The organism is Pseudomonas sp. LS_2 (assembly GCF_042709235.1).
Taxonomy (GTDB): Bacteria; Pseudomonadota; Gammaproteobacteria; order Pseudomonadales; family Pseudomonadaceae; genus Aquipseudomonas.
Genome location: NZ_JAVAYC010000050.1, coordinates 1 through 15442, shown reverse-complemented (window position 1 = coordinate 15442; position 15442 = coordinate 1). Strand labels below are relative to the sequence as shown.

12 protein-coding genes and 1 tRNA gene are annotated in these 15442 nt (G+C 58.4%); all 13 read left to right on the top strand.

Features of this window, described 5'->3' with window-relative positions; all coding sequences use genetic code 11:
- Window positions 1–71 precede the first annotated feature (71 nt).
- The 13 genes from RAC97_RS24135 to fusA all read left to right on the top strand — a co-directional run bounded on the left by RAC97_RS24135 (window position 72) and on the right by fusA (window position 15400).
- Window positions 72–147, top strand: a tRNA-Trp gene (locus tag RAC97_RS24135).
- A 44-nt stretch (window positions 148–191) separates the two neighbouring features.
- Window positions 192–560 carry a preprotein translocase subunit SecE gene (gene secE / locus RAC97_RS24130; protein WP_375102135.1) on the top strand — a complete coding sequence of 123 codons (369 nt, stop codon included), beginning with the start codon at window positions 192–194 and terminating at the stop codon, window positions 558–560.
- Window positions 561–569: 9 nt separating this feature from the next.
- Complete coding sequence (nusG, locus tag RAC97_RS24125; protein WP_043199430.1) at window positions 570–1103, top strand: transcription termination/antitermination protein NusG; 534 nt, start codon at window positions 570–572, stop codon at window positions 1101–1103.
- Between the two features lie 119 nt (window positions 1104–1222).
- The gene (rplK, locus tag RAC97_RS24120; protein WP_375102136.1) at window positions 1223–1654 is read left to right on the top strand and encodes a 50S ribosomal protein L11; all 432 of its coding nucleotides are present in this window, start codon (window positions 1223–1225) and stop codon (window positions 1652–1654) included.
- Window positions 1654–2349 (top strand): 50S ribosomal protein L1, encoded by a 696-nt coding sequence (gene rplA, locus RAC97_RS24115; protein WP_375102137.1) that lies wholly within the window; start codon window positions 1654–1656, stop codon window positions 2347–2349. Before rplK ends, rplA begins: the two co-directional genes overlap by 1 nt.
- Before the next feature lie 200 nt (window positions 2350–2549).
- The gene (rplJ, locus tag RAC97_RS24110) at window positions 2550–3050 is read left to right on the top strand and encodes a 50S ribosomal protein L10 (RefSeq protein WP_029614620.1); all 501 of its coding nucleotides are present in this window, start codon (window positions 2550–2552) and stop codon (window positions 3048–3050) included.
- An 80-nt stretch (window positions 3051–3130) separates the two neighbouring features.
- Window positions 3131–3505, top strand: a complete 375-nt coding sequence (rplL, locus tag RAC97_RS24105) for a 50S ribosomal protein L7/L12 (protein WP_375102138.1) — start codon at window positions 3131–3133, stop codon at window positions 3503–3505.
- A gap of 50 nt (window positions 3506–3555) precedes the next feature.
- Window positions 3556–3726 carry a hypothetical protein gene (locus tag RAC97_RS24100; RefSeq protein WP_275637327.1) on the top strand — a complete coding sequence of 57 codons (171 nt, stop codon included), beginning with the start codon at window positions 3556–3558 and terminating at the stop codon, window positions 3724–3726.
- Complete coding sequence (rpoB, locus tag RAC97_RS24095) at window positions 3726–7799, top strand: DNA-directed RNA polymerase subunit beta (RefSeq protein ID WP_375102139.1); 4074 nt, start codon at window positions 3726–3728, stop codon at window positions 7797–7799. Before RAC97_RS24100 ends, rpoB begins: the two co-directional genes overlap by 1 nt.
- 64 nt (window positions 7800–7863) lie before the next feature.
- Window positions 7864–12063 (top strand): DNA-directed RNA polymerase subunit beta', encoded by a 4200-nt coding sequence (gene rpoC / locus RAC97_RS24090; RefSeq protein WP_375102140.1) that lies wholly within the window; start codon window positions 7864–7866, stop codon window positions 12061–12063.
- Window positions 12064–12273: 210 nt separating this feature from the next.
- The gene (rpsL, locus tag RAC97_RS24085) at window positions 12274–12645 is read left to right on the top strand and encodes a 30S ribosomal protein S12 (RefSeq protein WP_003257088.1); all 372 of its coding nucleotides are present in this window, start codon (window positions 12274–12276) and stop codon (window positions 12643–12645) included.
- A gap of 106 nt (window positions 12646–12751) precedes the next feature.
- Window positions 12752–13222, top strand: a complete 471-nt coding sequence (gene rpsG / locus RAC97_RS24080) for a 30S ribosomal protein S7 (protein ID WP_003246741.1) — start codon at window positions 12752–12754, stop codon at window positions 13220–13222.
- A gap of 30 nt (window positions 13223–13252) precedes the next feature.
- The gene (fusA, locus tag RAC97_RS24075) at window positions 13253–15400 is read left to right on the top strand and encodes an elongation factor G (RefSeq protein ID WP_375102141.1); all 2148 of its coding nucleotides are present in this window, start codon (window positions 13253–13255) and stop codon (window positions 15398–15400) included.
- Window positions 15401–15442 lie beyond the last annotated feature (42 nt).

Sequence of the window (15442 nt, the reverse complement as noted above, 5' to 3'; positions counted from 1 at the left end):
AAAGATTATTGAATAAGTAGTTGATTTATCTCGATCAGGCCGACATAATGGTCGGCCTGATACAGCTTTAAAGGTCAGTAGCTCAATTGGCAGAGCGACGGTCTCCAAAACCGTAGGTTGGGGGTTCGATTCCCTCCTGACCTGCCATTCACCTCGGTGTGATTGGCTTTCTTCTCACAGGATCCTCCTCGATGACTCCCAAAACTGAAGCCCAAGAATCGCGTTTTGATCTTTTCAAGTGGCTTGCTGTCGTAGCATTGGTTGTCGTAGGTGTCGTGGGTAATCAGTATTACTCCGCTGCTCCTATCCTGTATCGCGTTCTGGCGCTGCTCGCCCTGGCTGCTGTCGCAGGCTTCGTTGCTCTGCAGACTGCGAAGGGTAAGTCGTTCTTTATGCTGGCGAAGGAAGCTCGTACCGAAATTCGTAAAGTCGTGTGGCCTACCCGCCAAGAAACCACCCAGACCACTTTGATCGTCGTGGCTGTGGTTCTGGTTATGGCGTTGCTGTTGTGGGGGCTCGATTCCCTGCTCGGTTGGTTGGTCTCCTTGATTGTAGGCTAAGGGGGTCCCGTGGCTAAGCGTTGGTATGTTGTGCATGCTTACTCGGGTTACGAGAAGCATGTTATGCGCTCCCTGATCGAGCGTGTAAAGCTCGCAGGTATGGAAGATGGGTTCGGTGAGATCCTGGTTCCTACCGAAGAAGTCGTCGAAATGCGCAATGGTCAGAAGCGCAAAAGCGAGCGTAAGTTCTTCCCGGGCTATGTCCTGGTTCAGATGGAAATGAACGAGGGTACTTGGCACTTGGTCAAGGATACTCCTCGGGTTATGGGTTTCATTGGTGGTACCGCAGACAAGCCTGCGCCGATCACTGATAAAGAGGCTGAGGCCATCCTGCGTCGCGTTGCCGACGGCAGTGACAAGCCGAAGCCGAAGACGCTGTTCGAACCGGGTGAAGTGGTTCGTGTCGTTGATGGCCCGTTTGCGGACTTCAATGGTAGCGTTGAAGAGGTTAACTACGAGAAGAGTCGCCTGCAGGTTGCAGTGCTCATTTTCGGTCGCTCCACTCCGGTGGAGCTTGAGTTCAGCCAGGTCGAAAAGGTCTAGCAGAACGAAGCATCCCATACCCCGCAGCCCTATGTGCTGCGGGGTTTTGTCGTCACTGGGATAAAACGCAAGTCATCCGGGGAGCCAATAGGCGCTTGAACCCGATTTTGGAGTAGCTCATGGCTAAGAAGATTCAGGCTTACATCAAGCTGCAAGTAAAGGCCGGCCAGGCCAACCCAAGCCCACCCGTTGGTCCAGCACTGGGTCAACATGGTGTGAACATCATGGAATTCTGCAAGGCCTTCAACGCCCGTACTCAGGGTCAAGAGCCAGGTCTGCCGACTCCAGTGATCATCACTGTCTACAGTGACCGTAGCTTCACTTTCGAAACCAAGAGCACCCCTGCCTCGGTTCTGCTGAAGAAAGCTGCTGGCCTGACCAGCGGTTCGGCTCGTCCGAACACCGTTAAAGTCGGCACCGTCACCCGTGCTCAGCTGGAAGATATCGCCAAGGCTAAACAGGCCGATCTGACCGCCGCTGACCTGGAAGCTGCTGTACGCACCATCGCTGGCTCTGCCCGCAGCATGGGCTTGAACGTGGAGGGTGTGTAATGGCTAAGCTGACCAAACGCCAAAAGGCAATCGCCGAGAAAATCGAAGCAGGCAAGGCCTACGGCTTCGAAGAAGCGGCAACTCTGCTGGCCTCGCTGCCTGCTGCCAAGTTCGTCGAGTCCTACGACATCGCCGTCAACCTCGGTGTTGACCCGCGTAAATCCGACCAGGTCGTTCGTAGCGCTACCGTGCTGCCTCACGGCACTGGCAAGACCGTACGCGTTGCTGTCTTCACCCAGGGTCCAGCTGCTGAAGCCGCTCTGGCTGCCGGCGCTGACCGCGTAGGTATGGACGATCTGGCTGCCGAAATGAAAGGCGGCGACCTGAACTATGACGTCGTCATCGCATCGCCTGATGCCATGCGCGTCGTTGGTCAGCTGGGCCAGGTTCTGGGTCCTCGCGGCCTGATGCCTAACCCGAAAGTCGGTACCGTGACCCCGGACGTAGCCACTGCCGTGAAAAACGCCAAGGCTGGTCAGGTTCGCTACCGTACCGACAAGAACGGTATCATCCACACCTCCGTTGGCAAGGTTGGCTTCGAAGCCGCCAAGCTGAAGGAAAACGTTGAAGCCCTGATCGCTGATCTGAAGCGTATCAAGCCGGCTTCGGCGAAAGGTATCTACGTCAAGCGCGTTACCCTGAGCACCACCATGGGCCCAGGTCTGATCATCGATCAGAGCTCGCTGAGCGTGTAAGACAATGTCGGCGCGACGTGTGTCGCGCCGACAGCAAGAGATTGGGGTCCCTGCCTGGCGGGGGCTATCCAAGACCGTAGGCGGCGCAAGCCTTAAAAGACAAGCCTACGCAGATGGTGCTCCCGATTCGTTACCGAATCAGACACCAAAACGACATCCGGCTTCGGCCAGATGAAACGGTAAAAACCAGGAGTAAACCCGTGGCAATTAAACTCGAAGACAAGAAGGCCATCGTCGCTGAAGTCAACGAGGCTGCCAAAGTCGCTCTGTCCGCTGTCGTGGCTGATGCCCGTGGTGTGACTGTAGGCGCAATGACCGGACTCCGTAAAGAGGCTCGTGAAGCTGGCGTATACGTACGTGTCGTACGTAACACCCTGCTCAAGCGCGCCGTTGCGGACACTGAATTCAGTGTCCTCAATGACGCCTTCACCGGCCCTACCCTGATCGCTTTCTCCAACGAGCACCCGGGCGCTGCTGCCCGTCTGTTCAAAGAGTTCGCCAAGGGTCAGGACAAGTTCGAGATCAAGGCAGCTGCGTTCGACGGCAAGTTCCTTGCCGCTAACCAGATCGACGTGCTGGCAACCCTGCCAACTCGCGACGAGGCTATCGCACAGCTGATGAGCGTTATCCAAGGTGCAACCAGCAAGCTGGCCCGTACCCTGGCAGCGCTGCGCGACCAGAAAGAAGCTGCTGCTGCCTAAGGCGGCGTAGTCTCTCTCGAAATCAAACGTTTAATTTGATGGCCGCGTAGGCCTTCACCCCAATACAGGAATTCATAGTCATGTCTCTGACTAACGAGCAAATCATCGAAGCGATCGGCCAGAAAACCGTTCTGGAAATTGTTGAACTGATCAAAGCGATGGAAGAAACCTTCGGCGTTACCGCTGCTGCTGCTGTTGCCGCTGGCCCAGCTGCTGCCGCTGCCGTTGTTGAAGAGCAAACCGAGTTCAACGTTGTTCTGGTTGAAGCCGGCGAGAAGAAAGTCAACGTGATCAAGGCTGTTCGCGAGCTGACCGGTCTGGGCCTGAAAGAAGCCAAAGACAAGGTCGACGCCGCTTCCGATGCCAACGTCATCGCTGAAGGCCTCACCAAAGAAGCCGCTGAAGACGCGAAGAAGAAGCTGGAAGAAGCTGGCGCTAAAGTCGTGCTGAAGTAATCACGACTTTGCGACTGCAGCCCAAGCGTCGAGCGAAAGGCTGATGGCTGGTGGCTTATGCCACCGGCCTTTTTCCGTTATTGGTGGCCGATCAGGTCGGCCCCGATAACGAGCTGCAAGACACCCATGTGGGTGGCGCAAACCAAGGGGTTTGCACGATTTTCTGGCTGCTCCCGCCGGGAGAAGCCAAACAAGCAGGTGACCAAGCTGGGGAACGCTGATGGCTTACTCATACACTGAGAAAAAACGTATCCGCAAGGACTTTAGCAAGTTGCCGGACGTCATGGATGTGCCGTACCTCCTGGCCATCCAGCTGGATTCGTATCGCGAATTCCTGCAGGCGGGAGCATCCAAGGATCAGTTCCGCGACGTCGGTCTGCATGCGGCCTTCAAATCGGTATTCCCGATCATCAGCTACTCCGGCAATGCTGCCCTGGAGTACGTAGGCTATCGCCTGGGCGAGCCCGCCTTCGATGTGAAGGAATGTGTGCTGCGTGGTGTGACCTTTGCAGTTCCGCTGCGGGTGAAAGTGCGCCTGATCATCTTCGACAAGGAATCGTCGAACAAAGCGATCAAGGACATCAAAGAGCAAGAAGTCTACATGGGTGAAATCCCCCTGATGACTGAGAACGGTACCTTCGTTATCAACGGTACCGAGCGAGTGATCGTTTCCCAGCTGCACCGTTCGCCAGGTGTGTTCTTCGACCACGATCGTGGCAAGACCCACAGCTCCGGCAAGCTGCTGTACTCCGCTCGCATCATTCCTTACCGCGGTTCCTGGTTGGACTTCGAGTTCGACCCGAAAGACTGCGTGTTCGTCCGTATCGACCGTCGCCGCAAGCTGCCGGCGTCCGTCCTGCTGCGCGCCCTGGGCTACAGCACCGAAGAGATCCTGGACACCTTCTACACCACTAACGTATTCCACGTTTCCGGTGAGAAGCTGAGCCTGGAGCTGGTCGCCCAGCGCCTGCGTGGCGAAGTTGCGGTCATGGACATCACCGACGAGTCCGGCAAGGTCATCGTCGAGCAGGGTCGTCGTATCACTGCGCGTCACGTCAACCAGATCGAGAAAGCTGGCGTCAAGCAGCTGGACGTTCCGATGGAGTACGTGATCGGCCGCACCACTGCCAAGGCCATCGTGCACCCGGCCACCGGCGAGATCCTGGCCGAGTGCAACACCGAGCTGACCACCGACCTGCTGATCAAGGTCGCCAAGGCTCAGGTCGTGCGCATCGAGACCCTGTACACCAACGATATCGATTGCGGTCCGTTCATCGCCGATACCCTGAAGATCGACACTACCAGCAACCAGCTGGAAGCCTTGGTCGAAATCTATCGCATGATGCGTCCTGGCGAGCCACCGACCAAGGATGCCGCCGAGACCCTGTTCAACAACCTGTTCTTCAGCGCCGAGCGTTACGACCTGTCCGCCGTTGGCCGCATGAAGTTCAACCGTCGTATCGGTCGTACCGAGATCGAAGGTTCGGGCGTGCTGAGCAAGGAAGATATCGTCGATGTACTGAAGACCCTGGTCGACATCCGTAACGGCAAGGGCATCGTCGACGACATCGACCACCTGGGTAACCGTCGCGTGCGTTGCGTCGGCGAGATGGCCGAGAACCAGTTCCGTGTTGGCCTGGTGCGTGTTGAGCGCGCGGTCAAGGAACGTCTGTCGATGGCCGAAAGCGAAGGCCTTATGCCGCAGGACCTGATCAACGCCAAGCCGGTTGCGGCGGCGGTGAAGGAGTTCTTCGGTTCCAGCCAGCTTTCGCAGTTCATGGACCAGAACAACCCGCTTTCCGAGATCACCCACAAGCGTCGTGTCTCTGCACTCGGCCCTGGCGGTCTGACCCGTGAGCGTGCCGGCTTCGAAGTCCGTGACGTACACCCGACCCACTACGGCCGTGTGTGCCCGATCGAGACCCCTGAAGGTCCGAACATCGGTCTGATCAACTCCTTGGCTGCCTATGCCCGCACCAACCAGTACGGCTTCCTGGAAAGCCCGTACCGCGTGGTGAAAGAGGGTGTGGTCAGCGACGACATCGTGTTCCTGTCGGCCATCGAGGAAGCTGATCACGTTATCGCCCAGGCTTCGGCCGCGATGAACGAGAAGAAGCAACTGATCGATGAACTGGTAGCGGTTCGTCACCTGAACGAATTCACCGTCAAGGCGCCGGAAGACGTCACCCTGATGGACGTTTCGCCGAAGCAGGTTGTCTCGGTCGCCGCGTCGCTGATTCCGTTCCTCGAGCACGACGACGCCAACCGTGCGTTGATGGGTTCGAACATGCAGCGTCAGGCTGTCCCGACCCTGCGCGCCGACAAGCCGCTGGTAGGTACCGGCATGGAGCGCAACGTTGCCCGTGACTCCGGTGTCTGCGTGGTTGCTCGCCGCGGTGGTGTGATCGACTCGGTCGACGCCAGCCGTATCGTCGTTCGCGTTGCCGACGACGAGGTGGAAACCGGCGAGGCAGGTGTAGATATCTACAACCTGACCAAGTACACCCGTTCGAACCAGAACACCTGCATCAACCAGCGTCCGCTGGTGAGCAAGGGTGACGTGGTCGCGCGTGGCGACATCATGGCTGACGGCCCGTCCACCGACATGGGTGAACTGGCGCTGGGCCAGAACATGCGCATCGCGTTCATGGCGTGGAACGGCTTCAACTTCGAAGACTCCATCTGCCTGTCCGAGCGTGTGGTCCAGGAAGATCGCTTCACCACGATCCACATCCAGGAACTGACCTGTGTGGCCCGTGACACCAAGCTCGGCCCAGAGGAAATCACTGCGGACATCCCGAACGTGGGTGAGGCTGCACTGAACAAGCTGGACGAAGCCGGTATCGTCTACGTGGGTGCCGAGGTTGGCGCGGGTGACATCCTGGTCGGCAAGGTCACTCCGAAAGGCGAGACTCAACTGACTCCGGAAGAGAAACTGCTGCGCGCGATCTTCGGTGAGAAGGCCAGCGACGTCAAAGACACCTCCCTGCGCGTGCCAACCGGCACCAAGGGTACCGTCATCGACGTACAGGTCTTCACCCGTGATGGTGTCGAGCGCGACAGCCGTGCCCTGGCCATCGAGAAGATGCAACTGGACGAGATCCGCAAGGACCTCAACGAAGAGTTCCGCATCGTCGAAGGCGCGACCTTCGAGCGTCTGCGTGCAGCCCTTAACGGCCAAGTGGTCGACGGTGGCGCGGGCCTGAAGAAAGGCACCGTGGTCAGCGACGAAGTGCTGGACGGTCTGGAGCACGGCCAGTGGTTCAAACTGCGCATGGCCGAAGATGCACTGAACGAGCAGCTGGAAAAGGCTCAGCAGTACATCGTCGATCGCCGCCGTCTGCTGGACGACAAGTTCGAAGACAAGAAGCGCAAGCTGCAGCAGGGCGATGACCTGGCACCGGGCGTACTGAAGATCGTCAAGGTCTACCTGGCAATCCGTCGTCGCATCCAGCCGGGCGACAAGATGGCCGGTCGTCACGGTAACAAAGGTGTGGTCTCGGTGATCATGCCGGTAGAAGACATGCCGCACGACGCCAACGGTACTCCGGTCGACGTGGTACTGAACCCGTTGGGCGTACCTTCGCGTATGAACGTCGGGCAGATCCTCGAAACCCACCTGGGCCTCGCAGCCAAGGGCCTGGGCGAGAAGATCGACCGCATGATCGAAGAGCAGCGCAAGGCCGCAGAACTGCGTACCTTCCTGACCGAGATCTACAACGAGATCGGTGGCCGCCAGGAAAACCTGGAGTCGTTCAGCGACGAAGAAATCATCGCTTTGGCGAACAACCTGAAGAAAGGCGTGCCAATGGCGACCCCAGTCTTCGATGGTGCCAAGGAGCGTGAGATCAAGGCCATGCTGAAACTGGCAGACATGCCAGAAAGCGGCCAGATGGTGCTGTTCGACGGCCGTACCGGCAACAAGTTCGAGCGTCCTGTGACCGTGGGTTACATGTACATGCTCAAGCTGAACCACTTGGTGGACGACAAGATGCACGCGCGTTCCACTGGTTCCTATAGCCTGGTTACCCAGCAGCCGCTGGGTGGTAAGGCGCAGTTCGGTGGTCAGCGTTTCGGGGAGATGGAAGTGTGGGCGCTGGAAGCATACGGCGCGGCATACACCCTGCAAGAAATGCTCACAGTGAAGTCGGACGACGTGAACGGCCGTACCAAGATGTACAAGAACATCGTGGATGGCGATCACCGTATGGAGCCGGGCATGCCCGAGTCCTTCAACGTGTTGATCAAAGAGATCCGTTCGCTCGGTATCGATATCGATCTGGAAACCGAATAACACGTGACGCGAAGGGGAGTGGGGCGGATAACGCCCGCTCCCTGCTCCGCCAGGAGGAAAGGCCTTGAAAGACCTACTGAATTTGCTGAAAAACCAGGGTCAAGTCGAAGAGTTCGACGCCATCCGCATCGGTCTGGCGTCGCCTGAAATGATCCGTTCGTGGTCGTTCGGTGAAGTTAAGAAGCCGGAAACCATCAACTACCGTACGTTCAAGCCTGAGCGTGACGGCTTGTTCTGCGCCAAAATCTTTGGCCCAGTCAAGGACTACGAGTGCCTGTGCGGCAAGTACAAGCGCCTCAAGCACCGTGGTGTGATCTGCGAGAAGTGCGGCGTTGAAGTTGCCCTGGCCAAGGTTCGTCGTGAGCGCATGGCGCACATCGAGCTGGCCTCGCCGGTTGCCCATATCTGGTTCCTGAAGTCGCTGCCGTCCCGTATCGGCCTGCTGATGGACATGACCCTGCGTGATATCGAGCGCGTGCTCTACTTCGAGAGCTATGTCGTTATCGATCCGGGCATGACCACCCTGGAAAAGGGCCAGCTGCTGAATGACGAGCAGTACTTCGAAGCGCTGGAAGAGTTCGGTGATGACTTCGACGCCCGCATGGGTGCCGAGGCCGTTCGCGAGCTGCTGCACGCTATCGACCTAGAGCACGAGATCGGCCGTCTGCGCGAAGAGATTCCGCAGACCAACTCGGAAACCAAGATCAAGAAGCTGTCCAAGCGCCTGAAGCTGATGGAAGCTTTCCAGGGCTCGGGCAACCTGCCTGAGTGGATGGTCCTGACCGTCCTGCCAGTGCTGCCGCCGGACCTGCGTCCGCTGGTTCCGCTGGATGGTGGCCGCTTCGCGACCTCCGACCTGAACGACCTGTATCGTCGGGTGATCAACCGTAACAACCGTCTGAAGCGCCTGCTCGACCTGTCGGCCCCGGACATCATCGTGCGCAACGAAAAGCGCATGCTGCAGGAAGCGGTCGACGCCCTGCTGGACAACGGCCGTCGCGGTCGCGCCATCACCGGCTCGAACAAGCGTCCGCTGAAGTCCCTGGCCGACATGATCAAGGGTAAGCAAGGTCGCTTCCGTCAGAACTTGCTCGGTAAGCGCGTAGACTATTCCGGCCGTTCGGTAATTACCGTAGGCCCGACCCTGCGTCTGCACCAGTGCGGTCTGCCGAAGAAGATGGCCCTCGAGCTGTTCAAGCCGTTCATTTTCGGCAAGCTGGAAATGCGTGGTCTGGCGACCACCATCAAGGCCGCCAAGAAGATGGTCGAGCGCGAGTTGCCAGAGGTGTGGGACGTTCTCGCCGAAGTCATCCGCGAACACCCCGTACTGCTGAACCGTGCACCGACTCTGCACCGCCTGGGTATCCAGGCGTTCGAGCCGGTACTGATCGAAGGCAAGGCAATCCAGCTGCACCCGCTGGTCTGTGCTGCCTACAACGCCGACTTCGACGGTGACCAGATGGCCGTTCACGTGCCGCTGACCCTCGAGGCTCAGCTCGAAGCGCGTGCGCTGATGATGTCGACCAACAACATCCTGTCGCCAGCCAACGGTGAGCCAATCATCGTTCCGTCGCAGGACGTTGTACTGGGTCTGTACTACATGACCCGCGAAGCCATCAACGCCAAGGGTGAAGGCCGCGTATTCGCCGACCTGCAGGAAGTCGACCGCGTCTTCCGCGCTGGCGAAGCCGCCCTGCACGCGAAGATCAAGGTTCGTATCAACGAAACCGTGAAGGATCGTGATGGCAGCATCACCAAGAACACCCGTATCGTCGACACCACCGTCGGTCGTGCGCTGCTGTTCCAGGTAGTGCCAGCCGGCCTGCCGTTCGACGTCGTCAACCAGTCGATGAAGAAGAAGGCCATTTCCAAGCTGATCAACCAGTGCTATCGCGTGGTGGGTCTGAAGGAAACCGTCATCTTTGCTGACCAACTGATGTATACCGGTTTCGCCTACTCGACCATTTCGGGTGTGTCGATCGGTGTGAACGACTTCGTCATCCCGGATGAGAAGGCGCGCATCATCGGTACCGCTACCGATGAAGTGAAAGAGATCGAGAGCCAGTACGCCTCGGGCCTGGTTACCCAGGGCGAGAAGTACAACAAGGTCATCGACTTGTGGTCGAAGGCGAACGACGAAGTGTCCAAGGCGATGATGGCCAACCTCTCGAAAGAGAAGGTCATCGACCGTGAGGGCAAGGAAGTCGAGCAGGAGTCCTTCAACTCCATGTACATGATGGCTGACTCCGGTGCGCGGGGTTCCGCCGCCCAGATCCGTCAGCTGGCGGGTATGCGTGGCCTGATGGCCAAGCCGGACGGCTCGATCATCGAGACGCCGATCACCGCGAACTTCCGTGAAGGCCTGAGCGTACTCCAGTACTTCATCTCGACCCACGGTGCTCGTAAAGGTCTGGCGGATACCGCACTGAAGACCGCGAACTCCGGTTACCTGACCCGTCGTTTGGTCGACGTGGCCCAGGACCTGGTAGTGACCGAGATCGACTGCGGCACCGACCAGGGTCTGTTCATGACTCCGCACATCGAAGGCGGTGATGTGGTCGAGCCGCTGGGTGAGCGCGTACTGGGTCGAGTGATCGCCCGTGACGTATTCAAGCCTGGCACCGACGACGTGATCGTTCCGGCCGGCACCCTGGTCGACGAGCAGTGGGTCGAGTTCATCGAGCTGAACAGCATCGACGAAGTGGTCGTGCGTTCGCCGATCAGCTGCGAAACCCGCTATGGCATCTGCGCCAAGTGCTACGGTCGCGACCTGGCTCGCGGTCACCAGGTGAACATCGGTGAAGCGGTCGGCGTTATCGCTGCTCAGTCCATCGGTGAGCCGGGTACCCAGCTGACCATGCGTACGTTCCACATCGGTGGTGCTGCAAGCCGTACTTCGGCTGCTGACAGCGTCCAGGTGAAGAACGGCGGCATGGTTCGTCTGCACAACCTCAAGCAGGTCGAGCGTGCCGACGGCAACCTGGTCGCAGTGTCGCGTTCCGGTGAGCTGGCGATTGCTGACGAATTCGGTCGTGAGCGCGAGCGTTACAAGCTGCCATACGGTGCGGTCATTTCGGTCAAGGAAGGTGAGAAGGTCGAAGCTGGCGCCATCGTCGCCAAGTGGGACCCGCACACCCACCCGATCGTGACCGAGCTGAAAGGTACCGTGACCTTCGTGGGCATGGAAGAAAACATCACCATCAAGCGCCAGACCGACGAGCTGACCGGCCTGACCAACATTGAAGTGATGGACGTCAAAGACCGTCCGGCTGCAGGCAAGGAAATCCGCCCGGCGATCAAGATGGTCGATGCCAACGGCAAGGATCTGTACCTGCCAGGTACCGACGTACCTGCCCAGTACTTCCTGCCGGCAAACGCCCTCGTCGGTGTTGCGGACGGTGCGCAGATCGGCGTTGGTGACGTTATCGCGCGTATCCCGCAGGAAACTTCGAAGACCCGCGACATCACCGGTGGTCTGCCGCGTGTTGCCGACCTGTTCGAAGCTCGTCGCCCGAAAGAAGCGTCGATCCTGGCAGAAGTCAGCGGCACCATCGCCTTCGGCAAGGAAACCAAGGGCAAGCGCCGCCTGGTCATTACCCCGAACGATGGTAGCGATCCGTACGAAGAGCTGATTCCGAAGTGGCGCCACCTGAACGTCTTCGAAGGCGAACAGGTCAACCGCGGCGAAGTTATCTCCGACGGCCCGAGCGATCCGCACGACATCCTGCGTCTGCTGGGTGTGAGCGCGCTGGCGAAGTACATCGTCAACGAGATCCAGGACGTTTACCGTCTGCAAGGCGTGAAGATCAACGACAAGCACATCGAGACCATCCTGCGTCAGATGCTGCGTAAGGTCGAGATCTCCGAGTCGGGCGATTCCAGCTTCATCAAGGGCGACCAGATGGAACTGACCCAGGTATTGGTCGAGAACGAGCGTCTCGCCGCCGAGGACAAGTTCGTCTCGAAGTTCACCCGCGTACTGTTGGGTATCACCAAGGCGTCGCTGTCGACCGAGTCGTTCATCTCCGCGGCTTCCTTCCAGGAAACCACCCGCGTACTGACCGAGGCGGCGGTAACCGGCAAGCGCGATTACCTGCGCGGCCTGAAGGAGAACGTGGTCGTGGGTCGTCTGATCCCGGCGGGTACCGGTCTGGCCTACCACAGCGAGCGCAAGCGTCGCCGTGATGCCGACAAACCGCTGCGTGTGAGCGCCAGTGAGGTGGAAGCCGCACTGACCGAAGCGCTGAACTCCAGCGGTAACTAAGTAGAGGTGGGGCCCCGGCCCCTTCCTCCCGAGCGTGGGTAGCATGAATTGTTGCCGATGATCGGAGGGGAAGGGCCGGGGCCTTGTCTTGACTGGGTGCAAGATCCTCTTTAGACTTTTGTACCCTTAAATTTGGTGAGGCTCCGTCTCGCCAATTTTTGGCTTTCTTGCAAGACAATAGCGTCGCAAGACAATCAGTGGAGCTAGTAGATGGCAACTATCAACCAGCTGGTACGTCAGCCGCGCAAGCGTACCGTCGAGAAATCCGACGTACCTGCGCTGCAGAACTGCCCGCAGCGTCGTGGCGTGTGCACCCGTGTGTACACCACCACGCCGAAAAAACCTAACTCGGCACTGCGTAAAGTATGCCGTGTGCGTCTGACCAACGGTTTCGAGGTTTCCTCGTACATCGGTGGTGAAGGCCACAACCTGCAAGAGCACAGCGTCGTCCTGATTCGTGGCGGCCGTGTAAAAGACTTGCCAGGTGTTCGTTACCACACCGTTCGCGGCTCTCTGGATACTTCGGGCGTCAAAGGCCGTAACCAGGGTCGTTCGAAATACGGTACCAAGCGTCCGAAGTAATCGGTCGTTTGCAGACATCCATTTTTTTGAGTCGATAAGAGTAAGGTCGGGCAGGGGTCGAAGACCCGCGTCCCGGGCTAACCTGAAGACCGTTTGAGGGCTTATCATGCCAAGACGTCGTGTAGCAGCAAAACGTGAGATCCTGGACGATCCGAAGTACGGATCCCAGATCCTCGCCAAGTTCATGAACCACGTGATGGAAAGCGGCAAGAAGGCCGTAGCCGAGCGCATCGTTTACGGTGCCCTGGATACCGTCAAAGCACGCAAGAACAGCGACCCCCTGGAAATCTTCGAGAAAGCTCTCGACGCCATCGCTCCGCTGGTCGAAGTAAAGTCCCGCCGTGTCGGCGGTGCCACTTACCAGGTTCCGGTTGAAGTTCGTCCTTCCCGTCGTAATGCGCTGGCAATGCGCTGGCTCGTAGACTACGCCCGCAAGCGTGGCGAGAAGTCCATGGCCCTGCGCCTGGCTGGCGAGCTGCTGGATGCTGCTGAAGGCAAGGGTGCTGCAGTCAAGAAGCGTGAAGACGTGCACCGTATGGCCGAAGCCAACAAGGCGTTCTCGCACTACCGCTTCTAATTCAAGCATCAATCTTTTTGCGAGGGCTTTATGGCTCGTACTACAGCAATTAACCGCTACCGTAACATCGGTATCTGTGCCCACGTTGACGCGGGCAAGACCACCACTACCGAGCGGATCCTGTTCTACACAGGCCTGAGCCACAAGATGGGCGAGGTGCACGACGGCGCCGCGACCACCGACTGGATGGTTCAGGAGCAGGAGCGCGGTATCACCATTACCTCCGCTGCTGTTACTACCTTCTGGAAAGGTTCCCGTGGTCAGTACGACAACTACCGCGTAAACGTCATCGATACCCCCGGTCACGTTGACTTCACCATTGAAGTAGAGCGTTCGCTGCGCGTACTCGACGGCGCGGTCGTTGTATTCTGCGGTACCTCCGGTGTTGAGCCGCAGTCCGAAACCGTATGGCGTCAAGCCAACAAGTACGGCGTTCCACGTGTTGTCTACGTGAACAAGATGGACCGTGCCGGTGCCAACTTCCTGCGCGTTGTCGGTCAGATCAAGAACCGCCTGGGTCACACCCCGGTTCCTGTCCAGCTGGCCATCGGTGCAGAAGATGACTTCCAGGGTCAGGTTGACCTGATCAAGATGAAAGCCATCTACTGGAACGAAGACGACAAGGGCACTACCTATCGCGAGGAAGAAATTCCGGCCGATCTGGTTGAGCTGGCTAACGAATGGCGCAACAACATGGTTGAAGCCGCCGCCGAAGCCAGCGAAGAGCTGATGAACAAGTACCTTGAAGAAGGTGACCTGTCCGTCGAAGACATCAAGGCCGGTCTGCGTGCCCGTACGCTGGCGAGCGAAATCGTTCCTGCTGTCTGCGGTTCCTCGTTCAAGAACAAGGGCGTTCCCCTGGTTCTCGATGCCGTCATCGACTTCCTGCCAGCTCCGACCGAGATCCCGGCGATCAAGGGTATCCACCCTGACCTGATCGACGTGCCGAAGGACGAAGTCAAGCCTGAGCAGTTCGACGAGCGTCACGCTGACGACAGCGAGCCGTTCTCGGCGCTGGCATTCAAGATCGCCACCGACCCGTTCGTTGGTACTCTGACCTTCGTCCGCGTTTACTCGGGCTTCCTGACCTCCGGTGACTCCGTCATCAACTCGGTCAAGGGCAAGAAAGAACGTGTTGGTCGTATGGTGCAAATGCACGCCAACCAGCGTGAAGAGATCAAGGAAGTACGTGCAGGCGACATCGCTGCTCTGATCGGCATGAAGGACGTCACCACGGGTGACACCCTGTGCAACGCCGACAAGCCGATCATCCTCGAGCGTATGGACTTCCCTGAGCCGGTAATTTCGCTCTCCGTAGAGCCGAAAACCAAGGCTGACCAGGAGAAGATGGGTATCGCACTGGGCAAGCTGGCCCAGGAAGACCCGTCGTTCCGCGTCAAGACCGACGAAGAAACCGGCCAGACCATCATCTCCGGTATGGGTGAGCTGCACCTGGACATCCTCGTTGACCGCATGAAGCGCGAGTTCAACGTCGAGGCCAACATCGGCAAGCCGCAGGTTTCGTACCGCGAGAAGATCACCAAGTCCAACGTCGAGATCGAAGGCAAGTTCGTTCGTCAGTCGGGTGGCCGTGGTCAGTTCGGTCACTGCTGGATCCGCTTCTCGGAGCCGGACCAGGACGACAAGGGCAACATCACCGAAGGTCTGGTGTTCTCCAACGAAGTCGTTGGTGGTGTGATTCCGAAGGAATACATCCCTGCGATCCAGAAGGGTATCGAAGAGCAGATGAAGAACGGCGTTGTTGCCGGCTATCCGCTGATCGGCCTGAAGGCTGCGGTATTCGACGGTTCGTACCACGACGTCGACTCCAACGAAATGGCGTTCAAGATCGCTGCTTCGATGGCAACCAAGCAACTGGCCCAGAAGGGCGGTGGCGTGGTCCTCGAGCCGATCATGAAAGTCGAAGTTGTAACCCCGGAAGACTACCTGGGTGACGTGATGGGTGACCTGAACCGTCGTCGTGGTCTGGTCCAGGGTATGGATGAGTCGGTCTCCGGCCGCGTCGTCCGTGCTGAAGTTCCGCTCGGAGAGATGTTCGGTTACGCAACCGACGTTCGTTCCATGTCTCAGGGTCGCGCAAGCTACTCCATGGAATTCTCCAAATACGCCGAAGCTCCGTCGAACATCGTCGAAGCACTCGTTAAAAAACAAGGCTAATCCCCTTTAGGCAAGAGGTTCACTGTCGTGGCTAAAGAAAAA